This is a genomic window from Shewanella sp. Koi 1, assembly GCF_052907445.1.
Genome location: NZ_JBREJM010000001.1, coordinates 4,468,675 through 4,491,568 on the forward strand (window position 1 = coordinate 4,468,675; position 22,894 = coordinate 4,491,568).

Genomic DNA, 22,894 nt, shown 5'->3' on the forward strand with positions numbered 1-22,894 from the left:
GCACCTTTTATGGTCACGATAAGCTTGAGTGCCAGTGACTAAGCCAGATCGAATCTGTCAGCATTCATTACCTTAGTCCAAGCCGCCACAAAGTCATGCACAAACTTCTCTTTGGCATCATCCTGCGCATAGACCTCGGCATAGGCACGCAAAATCGAGTTAGAACCAAACACCAGATCGACGCGGGTAGCGGTCCACTTCACAGCGCCAGTTTTGCGCTCGACTATCTGATAAAGATTGCTGCCCGCAGGCTTCCAGTTGTAGGCCATGTCGGTGAGATTCACAAAGAAATCATTGGTTAACACACCCACTTTGTCGGTAAACACGCCATGATGCGTGCCGCCATAGTTAGTGCCTAACACCCGCATTCCGCCAACCAGTACTGTCATCTCATGGGCAGTTAACCCCATCAATTGAGTACGATCGAGCATCATCTCCTCGGGCTGAACCACATAATCCTTTTTCTGCCAGTTACGATACGCATCGTGCAAGGGCTCAAGCACGGCAAAGGATTCCACATCGGTCATTTCCTGCGTCGCATCGCCACGGCCGGGAATAAAGGGCACAGTCACTTTCACTCCCGCCTCGTGGGCGGCCTTTTCAATCGCAGCAGCGCCGCCCAGCACGATTAAGTCGGCGATGCTGACTTTTTTACTCAGGCTTGCCTGCAATTCGGTCAATACATTAAGCACTTTTTGCAGCCGCTCGGGTTCGTTAGCCTGCCAATCCTTTTGCGGTGCTAAGCGGATCCTTGCGCCATTGGCGCCACCGCGGAAATCAGAGCCACGGAAGGTGCGCGCGCTGTCCCACGCGGTTGCGACCAATTCGGATACGCTGAGCCCCGAGGCTAATAATTTCGCCTTCAACTCGACAATCTCACTGGCATCTAAACGATAATCAACGGTTGGGATGGGGTCTTGCCAAATCAGCTCTTCACTCGGCACTTCTGGCCCCAAGTAGCGGCTCTTAGGGCCCAGATCGCGATGGGTTAACTTAAACCAAGCGCGGGCAAATACCTCGGAAAAATAGGCGGGGTCTTGATAAAACTTCTCGGAGATTTTGCGATACTCGGGGTCCATCTTCATCGCCATATCCGCATCCGTCATGATGGGATTAAACTTGCGATTGGGATCGCCCACAGAGACGACTTTATCTTCCTCTTTGATATTAATCGGTTCCCACTGCGAGGCGCCCGCAGGGCTTTTTTTCAATTCCCAATCGTAAGTTAACAGTAGGTGAAAATAACCGTTATCCCATTGAGTGGGATGAGTCGTCCAAGCGCCTTCTAGGCCACTGGTCACGGCATTTGCGCCAATGCCTGGGCCTTTTTTGTTGAGCCAGCCTAAACCTTGAGCCTCAAGATCTTCGCCCTCAGGCTCGGGGCCAAGATCCTGCGCCTTGCCATTACCATGGCACTTACCCACAGTGTGGCCACCCGCGGTTAAGGCCACTGTTTCTTCATCATTCATCGCCATTCGTGCAAAGGTGACACGCACATCTTGGGCGGTACGTAGGGGGTCGGGTTTACCATCAACCCCTTCTGGATTCACATAGATCAGTCCCATCATCACGGCGGCCAAGGGGTTTTCAAGGTCACGCTCGCCCGAATAACGGCTGTTGGGATTTTCCGTCGGCGCTAACCATTGTTTTTCAGAGCCCCAATAAATGTCCTTCTCTGGGTGCCAAATATCCTCTCGACCACCGGCAAAACCATAGGTTTTTAGGCCCATAGACTCGTAGGCCACATTGCCCGCGAGGATCATCAAATCCGCCCATGAGAGTTTATTGCCGTATTTTTTCTTAATCGGCCAGAGTAAACGGCGCGCCTTGTCTAAGTTGGCGTTATCGGGCCAGCTATTGAGTGGAGCAAAGCGTTGATTGCCCGTTCCCGCGCCGCCACGGCCATCGGCAACTCTATAGGTCCCGGCCGAGTGCCATGCCATACGGATCATCAGGCCACCATAGTGTCCCCAGTCGGCGGGCCACCAATCTTGGCTATCGGTCATTAAGGCATTGAGGTCGCGCTTCACCGAGGCGAGATCTAAGCTGTTGAAGGCTTCGCGATAGTTAAACTTAGGATCCATAGGATCCGTCTTCTTATCGTGCTGGTGCAAAATATCGAGGTTAAGTGCCTTAGGCCACCAATCCATATTGTTGCTGGCGACCGCTGAATTTGCCCCATGCATCACGGGGCATTTACCTTGGGAGCTTTGAGTCTTGTCCATTGAATATTCCTTTACTTAGCTTGCACTAACGGGAGTAGCGCGCCCTAAAACTCTTGCTAGACACACTACGGTCGAAACGAGAGCCTTCACAGTTTGCCAAGGCTTATTGGCAATCTTGTGACAGCAGAAAATACAAATTTGGTAACAAAGACAATGCCATCACTAGGGATTGGCCTAACAATTAACCCTAGGCTACATTCGCTAAAACACAATCGAAATAGGCTAAAAGTCGCTATTTTGTGAGCCCATGCAGGATTAAAAATTAGCCAATTGAGGATATCAAAAACGCTAACAATGAACAAAAAAGCCGCACATTAATGTACGGCTTTATTTGATTAAGTGTCGAGCGATTAGCTGAGCGTCTCTAGCTCGCCATTTCGCCAAGGCTCTATCACAACTTTAATGTGTGGATTCGGTTGCATTAATTGCTTGAATGCCCCCGATACCCCATCCATACCCACTTTACCCGTGAGCAGCTTACGCCAAGGAATAGTGCCCTGGGCTAGTTCCGCTAAACAGGTGGCAAATTCCGCCGGCTGATAATAGTAGGAGAAGCGCATATCCAATTCTTTGACCGTGGCATAGGCGTAATTGATATTAGCATTGGCAGTGTGAATGCCTGTCACCACTATCGTCGCCTTGGCGGGTGCACGCTGCACAAAGCCTTCGATAAGCCTATGGATCCCGACACATTCGAATATCACCAATCGCTTACCCGCCGCAAGCTCGGCGGCGAAGGCGACTTCGTCCTGCTCACTGGGGTTCACCGTATGAGTCGCCCCAAATTCACGGGCTAATTGCAATTTATCGCCCTGCAAATCCGCCGCCACTATCTTCGTCACGCCTTGTAAGTGCAGCGCGGAGATCGCCGCCAGACCAATAGGACCGCAGCCCACAACCAGCGCCACATCCTCGGCCTGCATATCGCCCCGATTCACCGCATGCAATCCCACGGCTAAGGGTTCAGTCAGTGCCACGGCCTCCGGCGGCAAATGTTCAGGCACAGGCATCAATAGGGCTTCATCGAGAATGAAATATTCAGAATAGGCCCCATTCACCCCAGGAGTGACTCCCACTCCCGCACCATTTTGGCTCATCAGAATGGGAACAGACGTCACCCGAGTGCCAAGCGCTAAGGCTTGATGAGTCTGTGGACCAAACTCGACAATTTCGGCACAAAACTCATGGCCGAGCATCACGGCGGCATGATTATCAACACCTTCGGGCATTACCCCAAGCTTACGATAAAAATCAAACACTTCGCTGTAGTGACGAGTGATATGAATGTCCGAACCACAGATCCCACAGGCGAGGCTACGCACTAACACTTGGCCCGCCTGTGGTTTAGGTAGCTCGACCCGTTGCAGGCTGACGTCGCCATCCTGCATCACAATGGCATTCATCATGCTCATAGCGGGCTCCTATTCTGCATCGCTCATGCGGGCTAAGGCTCCGGGTTTGATATAACGCGGCTTAATTCCCTGCGCTTTTGCAGCCGCCAAGAGCGCCTGCTCAATCCAGCCTGCATCCATAATAAACATGAAGTTACCATCGGCATCGAAGTTAACGTTCACCCCGGTAATCACCATCACCCCATCGGCGCCTTCAGAATCCGCTGGGCAATGGAAAGTGTGGATAGAACCGCCTGGCTCATACAAGTAACTACCCGCGGTTTGCGGTTGATCTGGATATTCTAGGTAGTTCCAGCGACCCGCTAAGGTATAGAAATGCACCACACCCGTGTGGAAATGCTTAGGTAAGGTAGTTCCCGGCTTAAACTTAGCGCGGATCACCCAAACCCCGTTTTCAGGGTCTAAAAATAACGGGTACACATCGACACCCGGTAAGGCATCTTTGATGATCTGTTCTTCGTTGGTGTTGAGGGTTAATAAAAAGTCTTGATGATTAATCACTTCTGGTAGAGCCATGTTTGCATTCCTCATTGTTGTTATTGTGTTGTTGGGTCGAGCTACCACTACCCCAGCAGTGGATATTTAAAGTTTTCAAAGCCGTCGGAGGCGTTCACTGTGCAGCCATTGATGCAGTTGGCCTCGTCACTGACGAGAAATGCCACCACATCGGCAATTTCATTCGGTTGGGTAAATTCTTGGCGCATTTGTTCTTTACGAATGTGTTCCCACAGCCCGAGCGCTTCGTATTGGCGCAGCATAGGCGTATCGACACGGCCCGGTGCCACGGCGCAGACCCGCACACCAAGCGGCGCATACTCTAGCGCGGCGCATTTGGTCATCATGTCGACGGCCGCTTTACTGACGTTGTAGGTAAAGGTCATTTCTGAGGCGAGCTGCGCGTAAACTGACGAGGTATTTAAAATCACGCCCCGAGTGCCTTGGGCTTGGAATTGACGGCCACCGGCGAGGATGCCGTGGTACACGCCCTTTTGGTTCACATTGGTGACAGGTTCAAAATCATTAATAGGATCATGCTGTAACAGCGGTTTAGCCAAACCGATGCCGGCGTTATTGATCAGAATATCGAGCTGGCCAAACTGCTTGGCCGCCTGCTTGACCATGGCCTCAACTTGGCTGTAATCAGTCACATCGACACTAAAAGTGACGAGCTTGTCGCTGGGGACATCGTTAAACACCTTGAGCGCATCGACGGACAAATCGGCGGCGACAACCCTAGCCCCTTCGGCAAGCAGTTTACGAATAATGGCCTGCCCTATGCCCCCGTCACCACGGCGGTTTTATGTAATAAACGCATAGCTGTCCTCTGTTTGTATTTATACATTTAATTATTAAGACGATGTTAATTTAGACGCTTAATTACTCAGCATCTTGACTTTTTACGAGCCAAATTTGATATTTTACGAGTCTTATAACAAAGTGAACTAAGCGTCCCATGTACCTAGTCCGAAGTGGTGCCGTCGCTCAATTTGAGCAATTAGTCCTAGAATTGGGGCAAAACCCCATCGAAATGATCCAGCAAGCGGGGCTGCGACAGGCGCAGTTTCGCGATCCCAATACCTATATCGCCTATCCACGCTTAGCCGAATTATTAGAAATTGCCGCACAGCGCTGCCAGCAGCCCTTGTTTGGCTTAATGTTGGCACAGCGACAAACCTTGCATGTACTTGGGGATCTGCCGATGTTGGTGTCGCACACGGCCACAGTGGCCGATGCCCTTGCCCGAGTGAATGACTATCTGTATTTACACGCCTCAGGGGTGTCATTGCAGCTACAGCCACAGACTGACATTGTGCGACTGGCGCTGTCGATCAATGTCCACAGCCCTAGCGGCATAGAACAACTGATGCAAATGAGCGTGGCGCAGCTGGCAATGTTTGTCTCGAGCCTGCTCAATATGAATATCAGCAACATTCCTCTGTATTTGTGCCAGAACAAACCTAGCGGTTCTGAGCTACAGCGCTTTATCCAGCCAGTGCGTTTTCGCGAAGCCTTTGATGGCGTGGTGCTCAAAACCTCACAACTCTTGGGGCGTAACTATCACGATGAAGAGGCACTTAACCGCCACCTCCAGTCACACCTACAATATTTACAGAGCCGCTACCCCGACAACCTTGCCGACCAAGCACGGGACTTAATCCATCGGTTGCTCCCCACGGGAGAGTGTTGTATCGAACGGGTATCGACGGCGCTGGGTTTACACGAACGCACCCTACAAACGAGGCTGAAAGAGACGGGGCAAAGCTATCGACAATTGCTACAGGATGTCAGGCAAAACATCGCCCAGCAGCAACTCAGTTATGGCACGCAAACCATCACCGAACTCGCACTGCAACTTGGGTATGCCGAAGTCGCCGTGTTTAGTCGCCACTTTAAAACTTGGACAGGATTTTCCCCAAAACAATGGCAACAGCAGTATCGTAAGGGACAAATTGAGGATTGAAGGTTGATAAAAAAAGCCCCGCTAAGTTGCCTTAGCGGGGCCTTATTCATTCACTGTGCAGTCACTTTATCGGCGACCACACAACCACCATTAGCCGCGGCTAGCGCGCTTACGGTCGTTTTCAGTTAAGTGTTTCTTACGAACACGGATGCTCTTAGGTGTTACTTCAACTAATTCGTCATCATCGATAAACTCAAGCGCTTGCTCAAGAGTTAAGGTGATTGGCGTAGTCAGTACTTGAGCTTCGTCAGTACCAGAAGCACGCATGTTAGTCAGCTGCTTACCTTTCAGACAGTTAACTGTCAGGTCGTTAGAACGTGAGTGGATACCCACTACTTGACCTTCGTAAACTTCGGCAGCGTGACCGATAAACAGACGACCGCGGTCCTGCAGACCGAACAGTGCGAATGTCAGCGCCTTACCAGTCGCGTTAGAGATCAATACGCCGTTAGCGCGTTGACCGATATCGCCACCTTTGTGCGGACCGTAGTGATCGAATGAGTGGTAAATCAGACCAGTACCAGAAGTTGCAGTTAAGAACTCAGTTTGGAAACCGATTAAGCCACGGCTTGGGATGATAAAGTCAACGCGCACGCGGCCTTTACCGTCAAGCTGCATGTCTTTCATCTCAGCTTTACGTACACCCAGCTTCTCGATAACTGTACCTTGATGTTCTTCTTCAACGTCAACGGTCAGGGTCTCGTATGGCTCACACAGTTCACCATCGATGGTTTTTAAGATAACTTCTGGGCGAGAAACTGCTAACTCGTAACCTTCACGACGCATGTTTTCGATCAGGATAGATAAGTGTAATTCACCACGGCCAGATACCGCGAAACGGTCTGGGCTGTCAGTTTCTTCAACACGCAGTGCCACGTTGTGCACTAATTCCTGTTGCAGACGCTCAAGAATGTTACGTGAAGTCACGTACTTACCTTCTTTACCTGCAAAAGGTGAAGTGTTGACTTGGAAAGTCATAGTCAGTGTTGGTTCGTCAACTGACAGTGGTGGCAGCGCTTCAACATTACCTGCAGCACACACAGTGTCAGAAATTTTCAGCTCGCCTAAACCGGTAATAGCCACGATGTCGCCAGCGTTTGCTACGTCAACTTCGGTACGCTCTAAGCCCATGTAACCTAATACTTGGCCCATTTTACCGTTACGAGTCTTACCATCAGCGCCGATCACGGTCACTTGTTGGTTAGTCTTGATGTACCACGCTTGATGCGGCCAACACCGATAACACCCACGTATGAGTTGTAATCGAGCTGAGAAATTTGCATCTGGAATGGACCTTCAGCGTCAGCTGCAGGTGAAGATACTTTTTCAACGATAGTTTGGAACAGTGGCGTCATATCTGTGCCAACTTCATCCGGATCTAACGTTGCGAAGCCGTTTAACGCAGAAGCGTAAACAACAGGGAAATCTAATTGCTCGTCAGTCGCACCTAAGTTGTCGAACAGGTCGAATACTTGGTCGATAACCCAATCAGGGCGAGCACCAGGACGGTCAATCTTGTTGATAACAACGATTGGCTTTAAGCCTTGGGCGAACGCTTTCTTGGTTACGAAGCGAGTCTGTGGCATTGGACCGTCAACGGCGTCAACCAGCAGTAATACTGAGTCCACCATAGACAATACGCGCTCAACCTCACCACCGAAGTCGGCGTGGCCTGGGGTGTCTACGATGTTAATGCGGTAGTCGTTCCACTTGATGGCAGTATTCTTTGCCAGAATCGTGATCCCACGTTCCTTTTCAAGATCGTTGGAGTCCATCACCCGCTCAGTAGCTTCTCCCCGGGTTGCAAGGGTTCCTGATTGCGACAGCAGCTTGTCAACCAGGGTCGTTTTGCCATGGTCAACGTGCGCAATAATGGCGATGTTACGTAAATTCTCTAGCACGGATAAACCTCTTACCATCAAACAAAAATAGGGATATTTCAATATTCGTTATAGCAATCTACGTTGAGTCGCCATAAAAAAGCGTGACATTCTACTCCAGAGCGGCCTCGCCGCACAGGATTATTTTTGAACACTTATAAAACAATTTTTTGAGCACTGTGCTCAAAAGGTACTCTCTTGCCCGAGTCAAATAGCCTAAATGCACCGTTAATGCGCAGGCGATTCACCAGTTTATCTTGTCATCAACCAAGCTAAGCAGCTGAATTCACTATTTTTCACTCAGTGCAGCTTTTGCTGCTCGGCTCAAAGCCGCCATAAGTATAGTCAATCCACGCAATCCAGCCGTGACGCGCCAGAGTGAGCCATAAAAATAAGCGCAGTAGGTACCAGTTAGCGGTTTCTGCGGATGCCTTTGGCCTCAGTTTCAACAAACTCTATTCCACATTGCGAACAACGACTTTAATAACCTGATAATTAAGCATTATTCAATATAACCAGCTATAACCGCCCCGCGAAAAACAGCTTAGGTTGCCACGGTTTTGTGACATTATTGCGGACGATTGAAATAGTGAGCTTGCACGGTTATCTCGCCTCACTAATGTGCTAAATTCGTTGTGCTTTGTTTGGTTTCGAATCTTGTCAAAAGCCAGAATTGAGATATCAATCCGGCTTGCCTCTGAGCTTAATGGGCCGACGAGTTCGGGATAAGTGGGCGTTGCGAGATTGCACTCAAGTTGCTTGCACTAAAATGGTGTTGTGACGGTGCGCACCAAAATGGATTAATGCACCAAAATGCCACATGCAAACGCACCAACATAGTGCAACGCGAAGTGAATTGTTGTGCACTAAAATATATAGCCTTTGATTATCAACACCTTAAATTGTTGGCATAGATATCGCTATATAGCTTGTAAGTTTGGCTCAAGCGCGACTTGAGTTAAAAGATTATAGAAGGGACATCCCTTTACCCTACCGGAGACTTGAGAATGTCAGTTGAATCAGTTTTAAAGCAACTTGAAGAATTAGAAGTTAAGTTTGTTGATTTACGTTTTACCGACACCAAAGGTAAAGAGCAGCACGTATCTATCCCTGCTCATCAGGTAGACGCTGATTTCTTCGAAGACGGCAAAATGTTTGACGGTTCGTCAATCGCTGGCTGGAAAGGCATTAACGAATCAGACATGGTGCTGATGCCAGACCCAACCACGTTTGTATTAGACCCATTCACCGAAGAAACCACTGCCCTGATCCGCTGTGACATTCTCGAGCCAGGCACTATGACTGGTTATGACCGCGACCCACGTTCTATCGCGAAAAAAGCGGAAGAATACTTACGCTCTACCGGTATCGCTGACACTGTATTAGTTGGACCAGAACCAGAATTCTTCCTGTTCGACGACGTACGTTTCGGTACTGACATGTCTGGTTGTTTCGTGAAAATCGACGCTAAAGAAGCGGCATGGAACTCTGGCACTAGCTACGAAGGTGGCAACACTGGTCACCGTCCATTCGTGAAAGGCGGTTACTTCCCAGTAGCTCCTGTTGACTCATCACAAGACTTACGTAGCGCTATGTGTTTAGTGCTCGAAGAAATGGGTCAAGTCGTTGAAGCTCACCACCACGAAGTAGCGACTGCGGGTCAAAACGAAATCGCAACTCGCTTCAACACTCTGACTAAGAAAGCGGACGAAATCCAAATTCTGAAGTACGTAGTACACAACATGGCTCACGCCTACGGTAAGACTGCGACTTTCATGCCTAAGCCAATCGTTGGCGACAACGGTAGCGGTATGCACGTTCACCAATCTCTGTCTAAAGACGGTGTGAACCTGTTCGCAGGCGACAAATACGCTGGTTTAAGTGAAACTGCACTGTACTACATCGGTGGTATCATCAAGCACGCTCGCGCGCTGAACGCTTTCACTAACCCAAGCACTAACTCTTACAAGCGTTTAGTACCACACTTCGAAGCGCCAGTGATGTTAGCTTACTCAGCACGTAACCGCAGCGCTTCAATCCGTATTCCAGTGGTACCAAGCCCTAAAGGCCGTCGTATCGAAACTCGCTTCCCAGATCCACATGCAAACCCATACTTAGGTTTCGCAGCACTGCTGATGGCGGGTATCGATGGTATCCAAAACAAGATCCATCCAGGCGAAGCGATGGATAAAGACTTGTACGATCTGCCAGCTGAAGAAGCGGCTGAAATCCCACAAGTAGCGACTTCATTAGAAAACGCGCTTGAAAACCTGCAAGCTGACCACGAGTTCTTAACTCGCGGCGGTGTATTCAGCGAAGATTTCATCCAATCTTACATTGCACTGAAATCTGCAGAAGCTGAGCGTGTAAGCCGTACAACTCACCCATTAGAGTTCGAGATGTACTACAGCCTGTAATGGCTAACGGCATCAATTAGCTGCACAAAATCTAACAGCCCCGACAGTCTTCTGTCGGGGCTTTTTTGTCTCTATCGCACAGTGACTCCCAAGTATTCCCCAGCCTATTCAACACCTCTACACACATACACTCTGACCTCTCGTTGTTTTCTGTCCATTTGTTGTCGCCTCGTGATTTTGGGTGCATAAAAAAGTAAAGGCTTTGTAAATTCAATTAAGAACGATTCTCGATTACAACTATAATAATGCGTCTTTTTTGGAGCCAAACACGGAATACTCTCCATTCATATTCAGTTAGCGCATTGAATTCAAACCATTAAAAACGCTTTCTGGGTCGCAAGGAAAGGCACCACAGTGCAGTCCTTTTGGCTTCTCATGTACCTATTGTTTTTGATGGAGAATACTATGCCTAAGTCTATGGGGCCGATAAGCCTAGTCGCCGCCGCAGTTATCTGCCAACTGGGGCTTGTTAATGTGGCAACAGCCGCAGAAACCGATATGGAGCGCATGGTGGTCTCCGCCACCCGCTCACCGACCCAAATCAGCGATCTCTCCAGCACTGTGTGGATCATTGATGAAGCCAGCATTCGCGAGCAAACCGATAGCGGCAAAGGTATTAAGGAAATGCTCGCCGCCTTAGTGCCGTCGATGGACGTGTCCAGCCAAGGGCGCACCAACTTTGGCCAAAATATTCGCGGTCGCGCCATGGTGGTCCTAATCGATGGCGTGTCGATGAACACCTCCCGCAGTATCAGCCGCCAGCTCGACAGTATCGATCCATTCAATATTGCCCGCATCGAAGTACTCGCTGGCGCGTCGGCTATCTATGGCGGTGGCGCACTGGGCGGTGCCATTAATATTGTCACTAAAAAAGCGGCTGACAGCAGTGATACCTTCGAAGCCGAAGCGGGATTCAAGTCCGGCTTTAATAGCAGTGATGATTTAGATTACCACACCGCGCTGGCGGTGACCGGGGGCAGCGATTCGCTTAAAGGGCGCTTTAGTGCCGCTTGGCAGGAAAACGGCCAATGGTTTGATGGCAGTAGCAACCCTGTGATGCTGGACATTACCCAAACCGGAATGCAGTACACCCAAGGTTATGATTTAATGGCGAATATGGATTGGCAGCTTGCCAATGACGCCAACCTCAGCGCCATGGCGCAATACTATCGCAACGGTTCAGACGATGAACATGGTCTGTATATGGGTGAGAACTTCTCAGGCGTCACTGGCGATGCCTCAGTGCTCGAAACCCGTAAGGGATTAGACGCTGACCGCAGCCCCGCCACCGAGCGCACTTTGCTGAATCTGTCCTACTCCCAGAATGAGTTTCTTGGTCAAAGCCTGTATTTACAAGGCTTTTATCGCAAAGAGAATCTGGATTTCCACCCGTTCCCCTATGTCAATGAAACCAGCGGCGTCTACAACTTCTCTGCATCGGCCCAAAACACCAGCATCTATGGTTTGAAGGCAGTCGTGGAATCCAAGCCCGTCGATAGCCTCACTCTCACTTGGGGACTGGATTGGGATAAAGAAAGTTTTGATTCGAGCCAAATGAGCTTCGACCTCGATGCCGCCAACCAACACGGCGGCTTAGTGATGCGCGAGCTGTTCACTACCGGCCGTTATGTCGACTTTTCGGTCGAATCCATTGCTGCATTTGTCCAAAGCAGTTGGGAGATGAGTAGCTTTTTGGTGTTAAACGCAGGCTATCGTTATCAACACATGGAAAACAGCGTTGATGATTTTATCGGTTATAACCAACAGGTGGCGATCGCCTCTGGCAAGGCCAAGGGAGCCGATGCCATTAAAGGCGGCAGCACCGACTATAACATAGGGTTAGTCAATCTCGGCTTGGTGGCTAAATTAAGCCAAGACCAACAACTCTGGCTTGCCTATTCCCAAGGCTTTGAACTGCCAGACCTATCGAAATACTATGGCCGCGGCACCTACAAGGCCGATGCCGACGGTTACTTACAGCTGCAAAACAGCATCAATATCAATGATACGCGCCTTGATGGGATCAAGACCGACTCCATGGAGCTGGGATGGCGTTATCTTGCAGACCGTTGGCAGGCGCAAGCCAGCGTCTATTATGCCGTGTCTGACAAGGTCATTGAGGTCAACAGCAAAGATCTGACCATCAATGTCAAAGACCAAGATAAGCGCAGCTATGGCCTAGAGGCACAACTGAACTTTGATATCAGCTCAGACTGGCAAGTCGGCACCAACCTGCATCTGGTGCGCAGTGAAGTGAAGGATGAGAATAATTGGGTCGATGAAACCGTCACTTATGCTTCGCCCTCTAAGGTCACTGCCTTTATTGGCTGGCGCGGCGACACACAGAAGATCCGTTTACAGGCTGAGCACAGTTTTAGCGCCGAATCTGACTATCGCTTCAAAACCAACGATGGCCTAGCGAGTGAGCTTGATAGCTACACGACGCTGGATTTACTGGGCTCTATCGATTTACCGGTCGGCACCTTGAGCTACGGCATCGAAAACCTGCTCGATAAAGACTACAGCACCCTGTGGGGCCAAAGAGCGGTGTACTTCTACAGTCCGACCTACGGTCCTGAGTCTATGTTCGACTACCATGGCCGCGGTCGCACCTTTGCCCTCAATTATCAACTGAGTTGGTGATCACAGGCTAAAAGGCATTAATCGCTTGTGTTCAGCCTTCCCTTAAGGCGGGTTAAGCAAGCGTTACAAACAAAAAAACGGTCCCCAAGTGGACCGTTTTTTATGCATATGCATACAGGAGCAAGCTGATTATTTGCAACGACCAAGGCGCGAACCCGTAGTTGTGACTTTGTTGCAATCTTTTTTGGTGACTTTCTTCTCGGCGCTGCTTGCTACCGTCGAATCGGTATCAGTATCACTGACCGAGGCGCAGCCACTCAAACCTAATACGGCAACGGGTAACAGTATCGCAATCCATTTTTTTAGCATTTGATTCATCCTGATTAACTAGTAATTTTGGCCTTGGGTGTTTGCATAAAACCCAGACTGCGTAAGCTAATCAATAAACGAACGTGGCACAACGCTACAAACGAGCCTAACTAGGTAAATACTCCTTTCTACTGACGTGCTCTCGCCGTGCGGCTAATACACCTAAACAGAAGCCACCGCGTTAGTAAGAGTCACATCACCCGAAATCAGATGAAGAAGAAACTCAAGCACGCTTGTTACCCGTTACTCCAAACCCAAAAAGAGTTTATTTCCAATCCCTTCTTGCACTTATGTGAATGACTCGCTAGCTTGAGCATGTCCATGCTGCATGATTGACCTCTTTCATTTGGGCGCTCCTAATGACTCACCAACACAATGATAAAAATAACAATAGGCGCTTAGCTATGTGGCAAAAACTCAAACCCTATCAAGACTCTATTGTGCTGCTCAGCGCATTATTACTTGGCGGCATTATCGGCATCTATTGGCCATCCTTGGCGCTCAAGCTCAAGCCTCTAGGGCAAATCTTTTTAAATCTGTTGTTTATGATTATCGTGCCCTTAGTGGCGATCAGCGTGACCTCTTCGATAGCCCGCATGACGGACTTAAAAAAGCTTGGGGCGATTTTAGTGTCAATTATGGGTGTCTCGATTCTGATGGCGATTATTCCCGCCGTCGGCATCACCTTACTGGCACTGATGTTTGATCCTGCACAAGGCGTGACCCTCGATCTTAATCAAACCGTTAGCGACACCTCGGGGAAGATGGATTTTGTGGCGCTGCTGACCACCAATGACTTTTCTGGATTACTCTCCAAATCCAATATCTTGGCGCTTATCATCATGTCGGTGATTGCCGGAATCGCTATAGGTCAATCGGGTGAAGATGGCCGTAAAGTCTCGGCACTGCTCGACAGTTTTAATACCGTCATCATGAAGATAGTCGCCATTATTATGCTTGCCGCCCCCGTCGGCCTTGGCGCTTACTTTGCCTCCACCATGGCGAGTCAAGATCCGCAGCTTGTGGTGACCTTTGCCCGCGCCGTGGGATTATTTTTAGTAGCCTGTTTTATCTACCTCACCGTCGGCTCCACCTTTTATGCCTGGCTTGGCGGCGGCATGCACGGGATTAGACAATTTTGGCGCCACGCCCTCGAACCCGCAGTGACCGCATTAGGCACGACTTCCTCCCTCGCGACTCTGCCCGTTACCTTAAGGGCGGCGCTGAAGATGGGGATAAAACCCGAAATCGCCGATATCAGCCTACCGCTGCTGGTGAATTTGAATAAGGGTGGCGCATCCATTATCACCGCACTGAAGATTGTGTTTATCTACTCTCTGCTCGGGTTAGATTTTACGGTCGATGTGTTTATGGTGACCATACTCATCTCCGTCCTGTCCGCCTTCATCATTGGTGGCGTGCCTGGCGGCGCCTTCCTCGGGGAGATTTTTATCGTCACCACCTTAGGATTACCGATGGAAACCATCCCCATTCTAGTGGTGATAGGCGCCATTACCGACGCACCTTCCACCGTGATAAACGTCGTCCACGATCTAAATGCCAGCCAAATTGTTGAACGCCTCAATCGCAAAAGGCTTGAGCCATAGGGCTGCAATTGCCGAATAATTGACAACGAAACTCATCTGATTAGAATGCCAAACCATTGAAACAGAGCACATTTGTGCCGAGTAAAATCCGCTATGCTACCGCAGTACCAAAAAGCTGAGTCGAGCAAACGAGTCAGCCATATGGAAGCGATGCGTTTTTTCAAACATAAACAATGGAGTGGTTATGCGTTGGTTGGCTTGGTTAGTTGTATGCGGGTATCTCAGCGGATGCGCAGCGGTAACGTCGAGAATGGGAGCAGATTCAACCTGGGGTCACTCTTTTTCGAGTGTGCAAACGGCTGTCGATAATGGCGAGGAGTGTGTGGTGATATCCGCGATATCCGCTCCGCCTCTACTGCTGTTTACAGTCCCACTGACACTGGTGGATATGGGCGGCTCACTGGTAGTCGATGCAGTGATGCTACCCGTCGATTTGGCTATCACCCCAAGCAATCCTGAACTTCGCACCCCACGGTCTATGTTCTGCCGCTATAACTACAGTATTTAAGCATAGGGGTGCAACTAGGTCGCCTTAGCGCACCCCATTCATAGCCGTTCCGAGCAAGCCCTGTTCAATCCGTTAACGATGGGCTTTTATCACCTCCAGCAACTTCGCGATATCGGCCTCATCGTTATAGATATGCGGCGATACGCGTATTCCTAAACTGCGGGCATCGACACTGATATTCGCCTCCGCCAACGCCGCCATGATGGGTGCTTGGCGCTCGCCAAATTGCAGGATCAAGGTGCCACTGCGCTTATCGACTTCCCGTGGCGAGACCAACTCACATTCCAATATCTGGACGACTGTATCCATCAACCGCAAGTTATGTTCACGCATCGCCTGTGAGCCAATATTGGCAAAATATTCAATGCTGTGAGCGGCAATCGCATAGGGCGCGATAGAAGGCGTACCGCCCCAAAACCGTAGCGCAGTTGGGTGATAGCGGAAATCATGGATATCAAACTCGAAGGGATTCTCATGACTAAACCAACCCACATCCTGCGGCTGACACTGGGGCAAAATAGCCGGATTGACCCACAGATACGCAGCCCCTGGGCCTGAGCATAACCATTTCACACTCGAACCAATCATAAAGTCCGGCTGTAGCTTGGTTAAATCCAGCGGCAAAATCCCAGCCGATTGCGCCACATCCACGAGACTCAAGCAGCCACGCTCACGGGCAAGGGGAATGATCTGCGCCAATGGCGCCTGCTGACCAGTATTAGAATAGGCATGGCTGACAAAGACTAAATCGACATCGGCACAAATATGCGCGTCCCACACATTGGGGTCGGTGACATCTAAGCCCTTGGGAATAAAGCGCAGTTCACAGCTTGCGGGTAATGCCTTTTTCAGGGCAAACCCCATGCTGGGAAAATCAATCTCGCTCATCAGCACCACGGCGCCGCCATCCCGCGTTAATCTATCGAGGGACATCACAATTTTGGTCAAAGCGCTCGATAGGTTTACCTGCGGGCAAAAATCCTGTGGCTGACCATTGAATAGGCTCGCCAGCGCCGCGGTAAAGTTATCGATGACGCCCAACCATTGGCCCCAAGGCTCGCGGCCAGACTCCTGCCAAGGCGCAAAAAATGCCTGCTTAAACGCCTGCTCGGTCGATTTGAGTGGACGCCCCACGGAATGGTTGAGCAGATAACCAGGGCCAGCGAGGTAAAAGTCTTGTTTTACATTTAGCAGCATGACCTTACCTTAAACTGTCTTTGAGTTTTTTCAGATCGTGATAACGGGTACGAATATCGTGTCGCAACACCGCCGCGCGTCTATCCCTTAAGCGCTCGAGGGAGCCAAGCAGTACGTGCAATGGTGGACCGCTGGCGGTGACCTTGGCTAAATGTTGCTGCTCCATATTTACCGAAGGCTCGGCAATGTATTTAGTCACCAACTCATTGTGGTGTTGAATGGCGGTTTCGCCATGTAATTCACAGACTTCGATAAACAGTTTGAGGTTTTCCTGATACCAATCCTGTTGCACGCTGGCCTTTGATTGTAAAAAGTCATCCATCAAATTCGGACGGCGCATACACTCCCGCAGGATTTGTTGATCCTCTGGCATCATGTATAAAAACTTATCCACCAGCATTTGCGAATAGGCCGATTCGTTGGCAAAGCAGAGACCTAGGGTTAAATCGATAACGTTAATTCCGGCAAAGTCGCCAGCATTGGCGCCGCGATACACCACAGAGCCAACCCGATAGGGTTTGTAATAGGGGCGCACGCAATAGAAGAAACGGTCGGTATCTAAACGTTTGAATAACTGCTGGTTTGACTCAATCACGTCCTGCAATGCCTGCTTGGCCACCCGCAGTAAATCGTGGCTAATAGGATGAGAGATCCCCAAGGGCTGAATTTTTAATAAGGCATCGCTGGCGCGCTTATAAGCCAAGATGCCCTTAGTGTTGTAATCCACAAACAGCTTTTCGTCGGGCAGATCGGTAAAGCGTTTGTAGATACCATTGTGGGCACGGTTATGGGTGGTCAAATGAGCAGTAGCAAAGCGTGGCGTCACACCGATGGAGGCGCCGATATGCATAGCGAGCGCCGAAGCCTCGACCAGTGGTGAAGTGGTTTCCCGCGTCGGCTCGGTAATCTCATGGCGACGACAGGCGGCCATATACAGGCCGACATTCCCTAGTAGATCGAAGGCACTGTCGAAGCCTTCATCGGTATTGCCTTCATCAAGCAGCGCCTTAATCAGCTCACGCCCTTCACTTTCTAATGTTTGCTTAAGCTCGGTGCCGATATCTTGCACATTGGCGCGGTCTGTCTGCTGGTAATAAAGCTGTTCGAGCTGAGAGTTGAGTTCCACAAAGCGACTGCGGATCCACTCATCGAAAGCTTCGGTGTTATAGGTGGCAGGTTTCACTTGGACATCCTTGAAAATTGTTATGGTTATTTTTACCGGAGCAAGTACTGATAGACGCGTTTTTACTTGGCTACAGGCGTCTTTAGCGTATCCGAGTTAACAAGAATGCAACTTCTACTCGCGCGTTTCTAGCGCTAGCTCAAATTTATGAAAAATCCAATGCCACTTTTTATTTACACCTTGCGCCAGCGCAAGTTCTCAAATCCATTCCCCTCGCACAATAGCGCCAAATAAAGCTAGTCCTAATGCAAATCGCGCGGCAGGTTCCGCAGGGGTGAATCAAATGATTTTAATGGAATTTATTGTCGTACTCGGCTGTTTACTGCTCGGTACTCGCTATGGTGGTATGGGACTAGGGCTGATAAGTGGTATCGGCTTATTTTTACTGACGTTTGTGTTTGGTCTCGCCCCCGGACAACCACCCGTACAGGTGATGCTCACCATTCTTGCGGTGATAGGCTGTGCCTCGGTGTTACAAACCGCAGGTGGTTTAAATGTGATGATGCAGTTTGCCGAGCGTTTACTGCGCCGCCATCCACAATACATCACCATTCTGGCACCGCTCACCACCTGGACCTTAACCTTTTTATGCGGAACTGGCCATGTGGTTTACACCATGTTCCCGATCATCTCCGATATCGCCCTGAAGAAAAACATTCGTCCAGAACGCCCCATGGCGGTGGCCTCAGTCGCCTCGCAAATGGCGATCTGCGCCTCTCCGGTATCGGTCGCCGTGGTTTCTATGGTATCGATTTTGGCGGCGCAGCATGGCGTCGGCCATGCCTACAGCATGCTAGAAATTTTAATGGTGTCTGTACCAGCTTCCCTTTGCGGCGTGTTAGTGGCGGCCCTCTGGAGCCTGCGTCGTGGTAAAGATTTAGATAAGGACGAAGAGTTTCAGGCGCGAATTAAAGATCCCGAACAAAGGGCGTTTATCTACGACAAGAGCGAGACTCTGCTGGATCAAACCTTTCCTAAGGAAGCCTATTGGGCGACGGGGATTTTCTTTACCGCTATCGCCGCCGTGGTGTTACTCGGCTCCTTTAGCGAACTGCGCCCAGTGTTTGAGGTGAAGGGCAAACTGGCGCCGCTATCGATGAACTTAGTGATCCAGATGATGATGTTGATCGCTGGCGCTTTTATCTTAATGAGCTGCAAAGTCAAACCCACAGAAATTGCTAACGGCCCAGTATTTAAGGCCGGCATGGTAGCGATTTTCTCAGTATTTGGCGTGGCTTGGATGAGTGATACTTACTTTATCAGCCATATGGATGTACTGAAGGAAAACCTCTCCCATGTGGTGCAAAACCAACCTTGGACCTATGCCTTAGTACTGTTTTTAATCTCAAAACTGGTCAATAGCCAAGCGGCGGCACTCACGGCTATCGCCCCCATGGGCTTAGCCTTAGGCGTCGATCCTAAGTTGTTGATTGCCTTTTTACCCGCGAGCTATGGCTACTTTGTACTCCCCACATATCCAAGCGATTTGGCCTGTATCGGCTTCGACCGAACAGGTACCACAAAAATTGGTAAGTTCATCATTAACCACAGCTTTATTATTCCAGGATTGATAGGCGTGGGCACAGCATCGACCGTCGGTTATCTGCTGGCAACCACCTTACTGTAAGCACGATTTGAAGCGATAAAACACATAAGGCCGATAACGTGAAAGCGTTATCGGCCTTATTGTTGAAACAAGTGAAAGCTAAGCGCGATACATGGCGAGAAACATACGGATGTTGGCATCAATGATCTCTTGCCTTTGCTCGTCATGATTCTTCATATGGAACAATTTCGGCCAAAAGGCGAAGGCCTTAAACATGCCCCAAAACTGGGTTGCTGCCAGCGGAATATTATCGATTTTTAATGCCTTATGAGCCACGGCTCCGGCAAGCCACGCCTCTAATCCACCTTCTTGCTTAGCTAATCGTTCCATGGCCTCGGTCGCTTGAACCGGTGAACGAATAAACTCGGCCATCACTACCCTTGCCACTCGTAGGAAATCCGGTTGCTGATACAGCTCCCAGCAGCGGCGCGCAATGTGCTGCAATTGTGATTCGAGGCTCTGCTCAGGATTAAATGCTAAGGTGGCCGCTTCTTTAGTGCGCGCCCATAAGTCGCTAGTTGTCGCCTCGAATAACACTTCTTTGCTGGGGAAATGGTTGTAAACAGTGCGCTTGGAGACATTGGCACGCTGGGCAATTCTATCCATGCTGGCGCCGGCAAAACCATTGACCATAAATTCTTCCTGTGACGCGTCGAGGATCGCCAAACGCTTCAGTTGGGAATGTGTCAGTTTTACTGCTTTTTCTGCCATTGTGGTATGCCATCAAAATATTTGCCGATATTTTACACTATTGAGTTTACTTTTGCACAGCCATGAGTAAACTACACTGTGTAGTTTACTTTTATCAAGTTTACGATGCGACTCAAAATCACCTTGGCCATACTGTTACTCGGGAGTGTTATTATGACCTTAGATCCCAACACCATTCAAACTGCCCCAACTCAGGATCAACGCTTTCGTAATGAAGCGCCAAACGCTCACAGTGGTGAAGGTAATTTACCTGCTATTTTATGGCGTTATGTCACTGAACGCATTCCCGATAAGAGTCCGAGCCAAGCGCTACCTATTCAGCCCATGCAACTGTCCGCCACCGCGGGGACAACGCCTATGCTGTATAAAATCAGCCACTCGACTGTGATGTTACAGCTAAACGGCCAGTATTGGTTAACCGATCCTGTGTTTTCAAAGCGCGCCTCACCCAGCCAGTGGTTTGGTCCAAAACGTTTTCACGCTCTGCCCATTGAGCTCGAAAATATTCCGCCGCTCGCTGGGATTATCTTGTCCCACGATCATTATGATCACTTAGACAAGCAAAGCGTAGTGGCGCTCGCTTCGCGCACTCAGAAGTTTATTGTGCCACTGGGTGTCGATAAACATTTGATTGCTTGGGGGATACCGAAGGAAAAAATTATCGCCCTCAACTGGTGGCAAGCAACCGAACATCAAGGTGTGCGCTTTACCGCCACGCCCGCACAACATTTTTCGGGCCGAGGACTGAGAGACAGAAATCAAACCCTGTGGGCCTCTTGGGCTATTCAATCCCCTCAATTAAATATCTTTTTCAGTGGCGACTCAGGCTATTTTGATGGCTTTAAAAAGATTGGCGATAAACTTGGCCCCTTCGACCTCACCTTAGTCGAAACCGGTGCCTACGATGAGATGTGGGCCGATATCCATATGCAACCTGAGCAATCGCTGCGGGCGCATTTAGATCTTCAAGGTCAATACCTTATCCCAATCCACAACAGCAGTTTCGACTTAGCGCTGCACAGTTGGTACGAACCCTTAGAGCGAATTGCCGCGGCGGCGAAAGCCTATGCCGTCCCCCTGCTGACCCCTGAGTTTGGTCAGGGGATTAACCTCAATGATCTAGCCCACAGCCCAGCGCTCAATCAAGGGTGGTGGAAGTCATACTTACCCAAAGACAGACCCGAGTTTGAAGTAGTTCCAGTCAAACTCGCCTCCAATAAATAGTCACAGAGTAATTTCCTTAGCGGCGCTTAATCAGTGCGCCGCTAAGGTTCCTCCCCACCCCAAGTACAACGAAAGCATTAAGCTCCCGGCTAACAGTCAGTACGCCTAGACGTTTTTAGCGACATCAGCATACAATCCGATCTTGTATCCTGCTGAATCAATTTATCTTTTGAGAATGTCGTACTAAAGATGGTGAAAGGTTTTCGTTTATTGATACTCGCAGCGAGCCTAGTCTGCGGCCTTGGTTATCTCGGCTACCACGGGCTGACTCGTTATAACTTAAATACGGACTACCAAGTGGGTGATGTGCTCGACTCACTCAATGGCGTCGAGATTTATTATAACGGCGGCGTCAACACTAACGAGGGGCGCAACCTCTCCCTCGACGGCTATAACCTAGGTATCAAATACCAATGCGTAGAGTTCGTTAAACGTTACTTTTACCTGCGTTATCAACACAAAATGCCCGACAGTTTCGGTCACGCCAAAGACTTCTTCAACGACCTGTTGCCCGATGCGAGCTGGAATGAAAAACGCGCCCTACGGCAATATACTAATGGCAGCCAAAGCAAACCTATGGCCGATGATTTACTGGTATTCGCGCCATGGATGTTTAATCCCTACGGCCATGTCGCGATTGTCGCCAGCGTCACAGAGACCAGTATCGAAATTGCCCAGCAGAACCCCGGTCCTTTTGCGCCCTCACGGGAGATTTTCCCCTTAGTGCAACGTGAAGGTCTGTGGTATATCGATGCCCCTCGCACCAAGGGTTGGCTACGCTGGGAAGCTCCTGCGACCATGATTATCGCGGGAGAGGTTGAGGAGAGCGTTGGGGAGAGTGTTGAAGGAGGTACTGAGGGAAATACCCAAGCAAACCAACAAGCGACTCCACTTAAACGCTAAGATTAGGATGACAAAAATGGGACTACTCGACTGGCTAAAACGACACCTCGGCCCTAAGGCGAATATAGACTCACAGGCAGCGGATCTCCAAGCGATTTTTAATGAGCCCTTACCTCACCTGCTTTTGCCCAGCTATCAAGTTTATCCCACCGTCACCCCCGCGATGCAGTCCGATCTCGCCGCCTATCAAATACATTGCTTGTTGAGTAACCAAGATATACAACGACTCAATGCCCTGCTCACCGAGATGGCATTCGCGCCTGTTGTTGAAAAGGATGCAGCATCGAGTAAGCTGTTGCACCATGCCCAAGGGCAAAGCCATGTTTTTCTACATCAATATGCTGATTTTGCAGGGTTCTGCGTGCTACTCATCAGCAATGATATCGCACTGCTGCAACGGCTAATCGGCTTTAAGGCTGCGCCACCAGCGCCATGGGAAAGCTTTCCCGATGTCGATCCTGATACACTCGGGAGTCTGCAGGGCAATATTGAGTTTTGGTGCGATACGTTTTGGCGGCCCTACTGGTTATCACTCAGTGAGGCCGAGCGCAGTCAATACCCCGCGAATTGGCATGAATTCAGTGAGTTCCACTAGCAGCGTTAAACGG

The 22,894-nt window shown here is 49.8% G+C and carries 17 protein-coding genes and 1 pseudogene; 9 read left to right on the forward strand and 9 right to left on the reverse strand.

Annotated elements, in window-relative coordinates:
* Positions 1–38 precede the first annotated feature (38 nt).
* The 4 genes from katG to ACUZ8J_RS19665 form a co-directional block, all read right to left on the reverse strand.
* On the reverse strand, positions 39–2,225 hold the full coding sequence (gene katG, locus ACUZ8J_RS19650) for a catalase/peroxidase HPI (RefSeq protein WP_446694716.1): 2,187 nt from the start codon (positions 2,223–2,225) through the stop codon (positions 39–41).
* A gap of 350 nt (positions 2,226–2,575) precedes the next feature.
* Entirely contained in the window at positions 2,576–3,637 is a 1,062-nt protein-coding gene (locus ACUZ8J_RS19655; RefSeq protein ID WP_446694717.1) for a zinc-binding dehydrogenase, read from the reverse strand.
* 9 nt (positions 3,638–3,646) lie between these two features.
* Complete coding sequence (locus ACUZ8J_RS19660) at positions 3,647–4,153, reverse strand: 2,4'-dihydroxyacetophenone dioxygenase family protein (protein ID WP_342202768.1); 507 nt, start codon at positions 4,151–4,153, stop codon at positions 3,647–3,649.
* Positions 4,154–4,200: 47 nt separating this feature from the next.
* On the reverse strand, positions 4,201–4,914 hold the full coding sequence (locus ACUZ8J_RS19665) for an SDR family NAD(P)-dependent oxidoreductase (RefSeq protein WP_446694966.1): 714 nt from the start codon (positions 4,912–4,914) through the stop codon (positions 4,201–4,203).
* 176 nt (positions 4,915–5,090) lie between these two features.
* Here ACUZ8J_RS19665 and ACUZ8J_RS19670 point away from each other — a divergent pair, with 176 nt between their 5' ends.
* Complete coding sequence (locus ACUZ8J_RS19670; protein WP_446694718.1) at positions 5,091–6,098, forward strand: helix-turn-helix domain-containing protein; 1,008 nt, start codon at positions 5,091–5,093, stop codon at positions 6,096–6,098.
* A gap of 90 nt (positions 6,099–6,188) precedes the next feature.
* On the opposite strand, the pseudogene typA reads toward ACUZ8J_RS19670, so the two are convergent.
* Positions 6,189–7,999: pseudogene (gene typA, locus ACUZ8J_RS19675) on the reverse strand (translational GTPase TypA).
* A gap of 986 nt (positions 8,000–8,985) precedes the next feature.
* Between typA and glnA the strand changes: the two are divergent.
* Entirely contained in the window at positions 8,986–10,395 is a 1,410-nt protein-coding gene (glnA, locus tag ACUZ8J_RS19680; protein WP_011715534.1) for a glutamate--ammonia ligase, read from the forward strand.
* 405 nt (positions 10,396–10,800) lie between these two features.
* Positions 10,801–13,038: a TonB-dependent receptor gene (locus ACUZ8J_RS19685; RefSeq protein ID WP_446694719.1), complete on the forward strand. Its 2,238-nt coding sequence runs from the start codon at positions 10,801–10,803 to the stop codon at positions 13,036–13,038.
* Between the two features lie 129 nt (positions 13,039–13,167).
* Here ACUZ8J_RS19685 and ACUZ8J_RS19690 read toward each other — a convergent pair whose 3' ends face one another.
* Complete coding sequence (locus tag ACUZ8J_RS19690) at positions 13,168–13,347, reverse strand: hypothetical protein (protein WP_446694720.1); 180 nt, start codon at positions 13,345–13,347, stop codon at positions 13,168–13,170.
* 404 nt (positions 13,348–13,751) lie between these two features.
* Between ACUZ8J_RS19690 and ACUZ8J_RS19695 the strand changes: the two genes are divergently transcribed.
* Both ACUZ8J_RS19695 and ACUZ8J_RS19700 read left to right on the forward strand, forming a co-directional pair.
* Positions 13,752–14,954 carry a dicarboxylate/amino acid:cation symporter gene (locus ACUZ8J_RS19695; RefSeq protein WP_446694721.1) on the forward strand — a complete coding sequence of 401 codons (1,203 nt, stop codon included), beginning with the start codon at positions 13,752–13,754 and terminating at the stop codon, positions 14,952–14,954.
* A 250-nt stretch (positions 14,955–15,204) separates the two neighbouring features.
* Positions 15,205–15,462 (forward strand): YceK/YidQ family lipoprotein, encoded by a 258-nt coding sequence (locus ACUZ8J_RS19700; protein ID WP_227499224.1) that lies wholly within the window; start codon positions 15,205–15,207, stop codon positions 15,460–15,462.
* A gap of 72 nt (positions 15,463–15,534) precedes the next feature.
* Here ACUZ8J_RS19700 and ACUZ8J_RS19705 read toward each other — a convergent pair whose 3' ends face one another.
* Positions 15,535–16,659, reverse strand: a complete 1,125-nt coding sequence (locus ACUZ8J_RS19705) for an aminotransferase class V-fold PLP-dependent enzyme (RefSeq protein ID WP_446694722.1) — start codon at positions 16,657–16,659, stop codon at positions 15,535–15,537.
* Between the two features lie 4 nt (positions 16,660–16,663).
* Positions 16,664–17,842, reverse strand: coding sequence for a PrnB family protein (locus tag ACUZ8J_RS19710; protein ID WP_446694723.1), 1,179 nt, complete (start codon positions 17,840–17,842; stop codon positions 16,664–16,666).
* 283 nt (positions 17,843–18,125) lie between these two features.
* Here ACUZ8J_RS19710 and ACUZ8J_RS19715 point away from each other — a divergent pair, with 283 nt between their 5' ends.
* Positions 18,126–19,469 (forward strand): anaerobic C4-dicarboxylate transporter, encoded by a 1,344-nt coding sequence (locus ACUZ8J_RS19715; protein ID WP_011621099.1) that lies wholly within the window; start codon positions 18,126–18,128, stop codon positions 19,467–19,469.
* A 78-nt stretch (positions 19,470–19,547) separates the two neighbouring features.
* Here the strand turns inward: ACUZ8J_RS19715 and ACUZ8J_RS19720 are convergent, their stop codons facing one another.
* The gene (locus tag ACUZ8J_RS19720) at positions 19,548–20,159 is read right to left on the reverse strand and encodes a TetR/AcrR family transcriptional regulator (protein WP_446694725.1); all 612 of its coding nucleotides are present in this window, start codon (positions 20,157–20,159) and stop codon (positions 19,548–19,550) included.
* Positions 20,160–20,312: 153 nt separating this feature from the next.
* On the opposite strand from ACUZ8J_RS19720, the gene ACUZ8J_RS19725 reads away from it, so the two are divergent.
* The 3 genes from ACUZ8J_RS19725 (at position 20,313) to ACUZ8J_RS19735 (ending at position 22,881) form a co-directional block, all read left to right on the forward strand.
* Positions 20,313–21,383: an MBL fold metallo-hydrolase gene (locus tag ACUZ8J_RS19725; protein ID WP_446694726.1), complete on the forward strand. Its 1,071-nt coding sequence runs from the start codon at positions 20,313–20,315 to the stop codon at positions 21,381–21,383.
* A 189-nt stretch (positions 21,384–21,572) separates the two neighbouring features.
* Complete coding sequence (locus ACUZ8J_RS19730) at positions 21,573–22,286, forward strand: CHAP domain-containing protein (protein WP_446694727.1); 714 nt, start codon at positions 21,573–21,575, stop codon at positions 22,284–22,286.
* A gap of 16 nt (positions 22,287–22,302) precedes the next feature.
* Positions 22,303–22,881 carry a hypothetical protein gene (locus ACUZ8J_RS19735; protein WP_446694728.1) on the forward strand — a complete coding sequence of 193 codons (579 nt, stop codon included), beginning with the start codon at positions 22,303–22,305 and terminating at the stop codon, positions 22,879–22,881.
* Positions 22,882–22,894 lie beyond the last annotated feature (13 nt).

Coding starts and splice junctions, on each gene's coding strand:
- ACUZ8J_RS19690 (WP_446694720.1), bottom strand. CDS start 13,347: ATGCTAAAAAAATGGATTGCGATACTGTTACCCGTTGCCGTATTAGGT.
- ACUZ8J_RS19720 (WP_446694725.1), bottom strand. CDS start 20,159: ATGGCAGAAAAAGCAGTAAAACTGACACATTCCCAACTGAAGCGTTTG.
- ACUZ8J_RS19725 (WP_446694726.1), top strand. CDS start 20,313: ATGACCTTAGATCCCAACACCATTCAAACTGCCCCAACTCAGGATCAA.
- ACUZ8J_RS19715 (WP_011621099.1), top strand. CDS start 18,126: ATGATTTTAATGGAATTTATTGTCGTACTCGGCTGTTTACTGCTCGGT.
- ACUZ8J_RS19735 (WP_446694728.1), top strand. CDS start 22,303: ATGGGACTACTCGACTGGCTAAAACGACACCTCGGCCCTAAGGCGAAT.
- ACUZ8J_RS19660 (WP_342202768.1), bottom strand. CDS start 4,153: ATGGCTCTACCAGAAGTGATTAATCATCAAGACTTTTTATTAACCCTC.
- ACUZ8J_RS19730 (WP_446694727.1), top strand. CDS start 21,573: ATGGTGAAAGGTTTTCGTTTATTGATACTCGCAGCGAGCCTAGTCTGC.
- ACUZ8J_RS19685 (WP_446694719.1), top strand. CDS start 10,801: ATGCCTAAGTCTATGGGGCCGATAAGCCTAGTCGCCGCCGCAGTTATC.
- ACUZ8J_RS19700 (WP_227499224.1), top strand. CDS start 15,205: ATGGGAGCAGATTCAACCTGGGGTCACTCTTTTTCGAGTGTGCAAACG.
- ACUZ8J_RS19705 (WP_446694722.1), bottom strand. CDS start 16,659: ATGCTGCTAAATGTAAAACAAGACTTTTACCTCGCTGGCCCTGGTTAT.
- katG (WP_446694716.1), bottom strand. CDS start 2,225: ATGGACAAGACTCAAAGCTCCCAAGGTAAATGCCCCGTGATGCATGGG.
- ACUZ8J_RS19655 (WP_446694717.1), bottom strand. CDS start 3,637: ATGAGCATGATGAATGCCATTGTGATGCAGGATGGCGACGTCAGCCTG.
- ACUZ8J_RS19695 (WP_446694721.1), top strand. CDS start 13,752: ATGTGGCAAAAACTCAAACCCTATCAAGACTCTATTGTGCTGCTCAGC.
- ACUZ8J_RS19670 (WP_446694718.1), top strand. CDS start 5,091: ATGTACCTAGTCCGAAGTGGTGCCGTCGCTCAATTTGAGCAATTAGTC.
- glnA (WP_011715534.1), top strand. CDS start 8,986: ATGTCAGTTGAATCAGTTTTAAAGCAACTTGAAGAATTAGAAGTTAAG.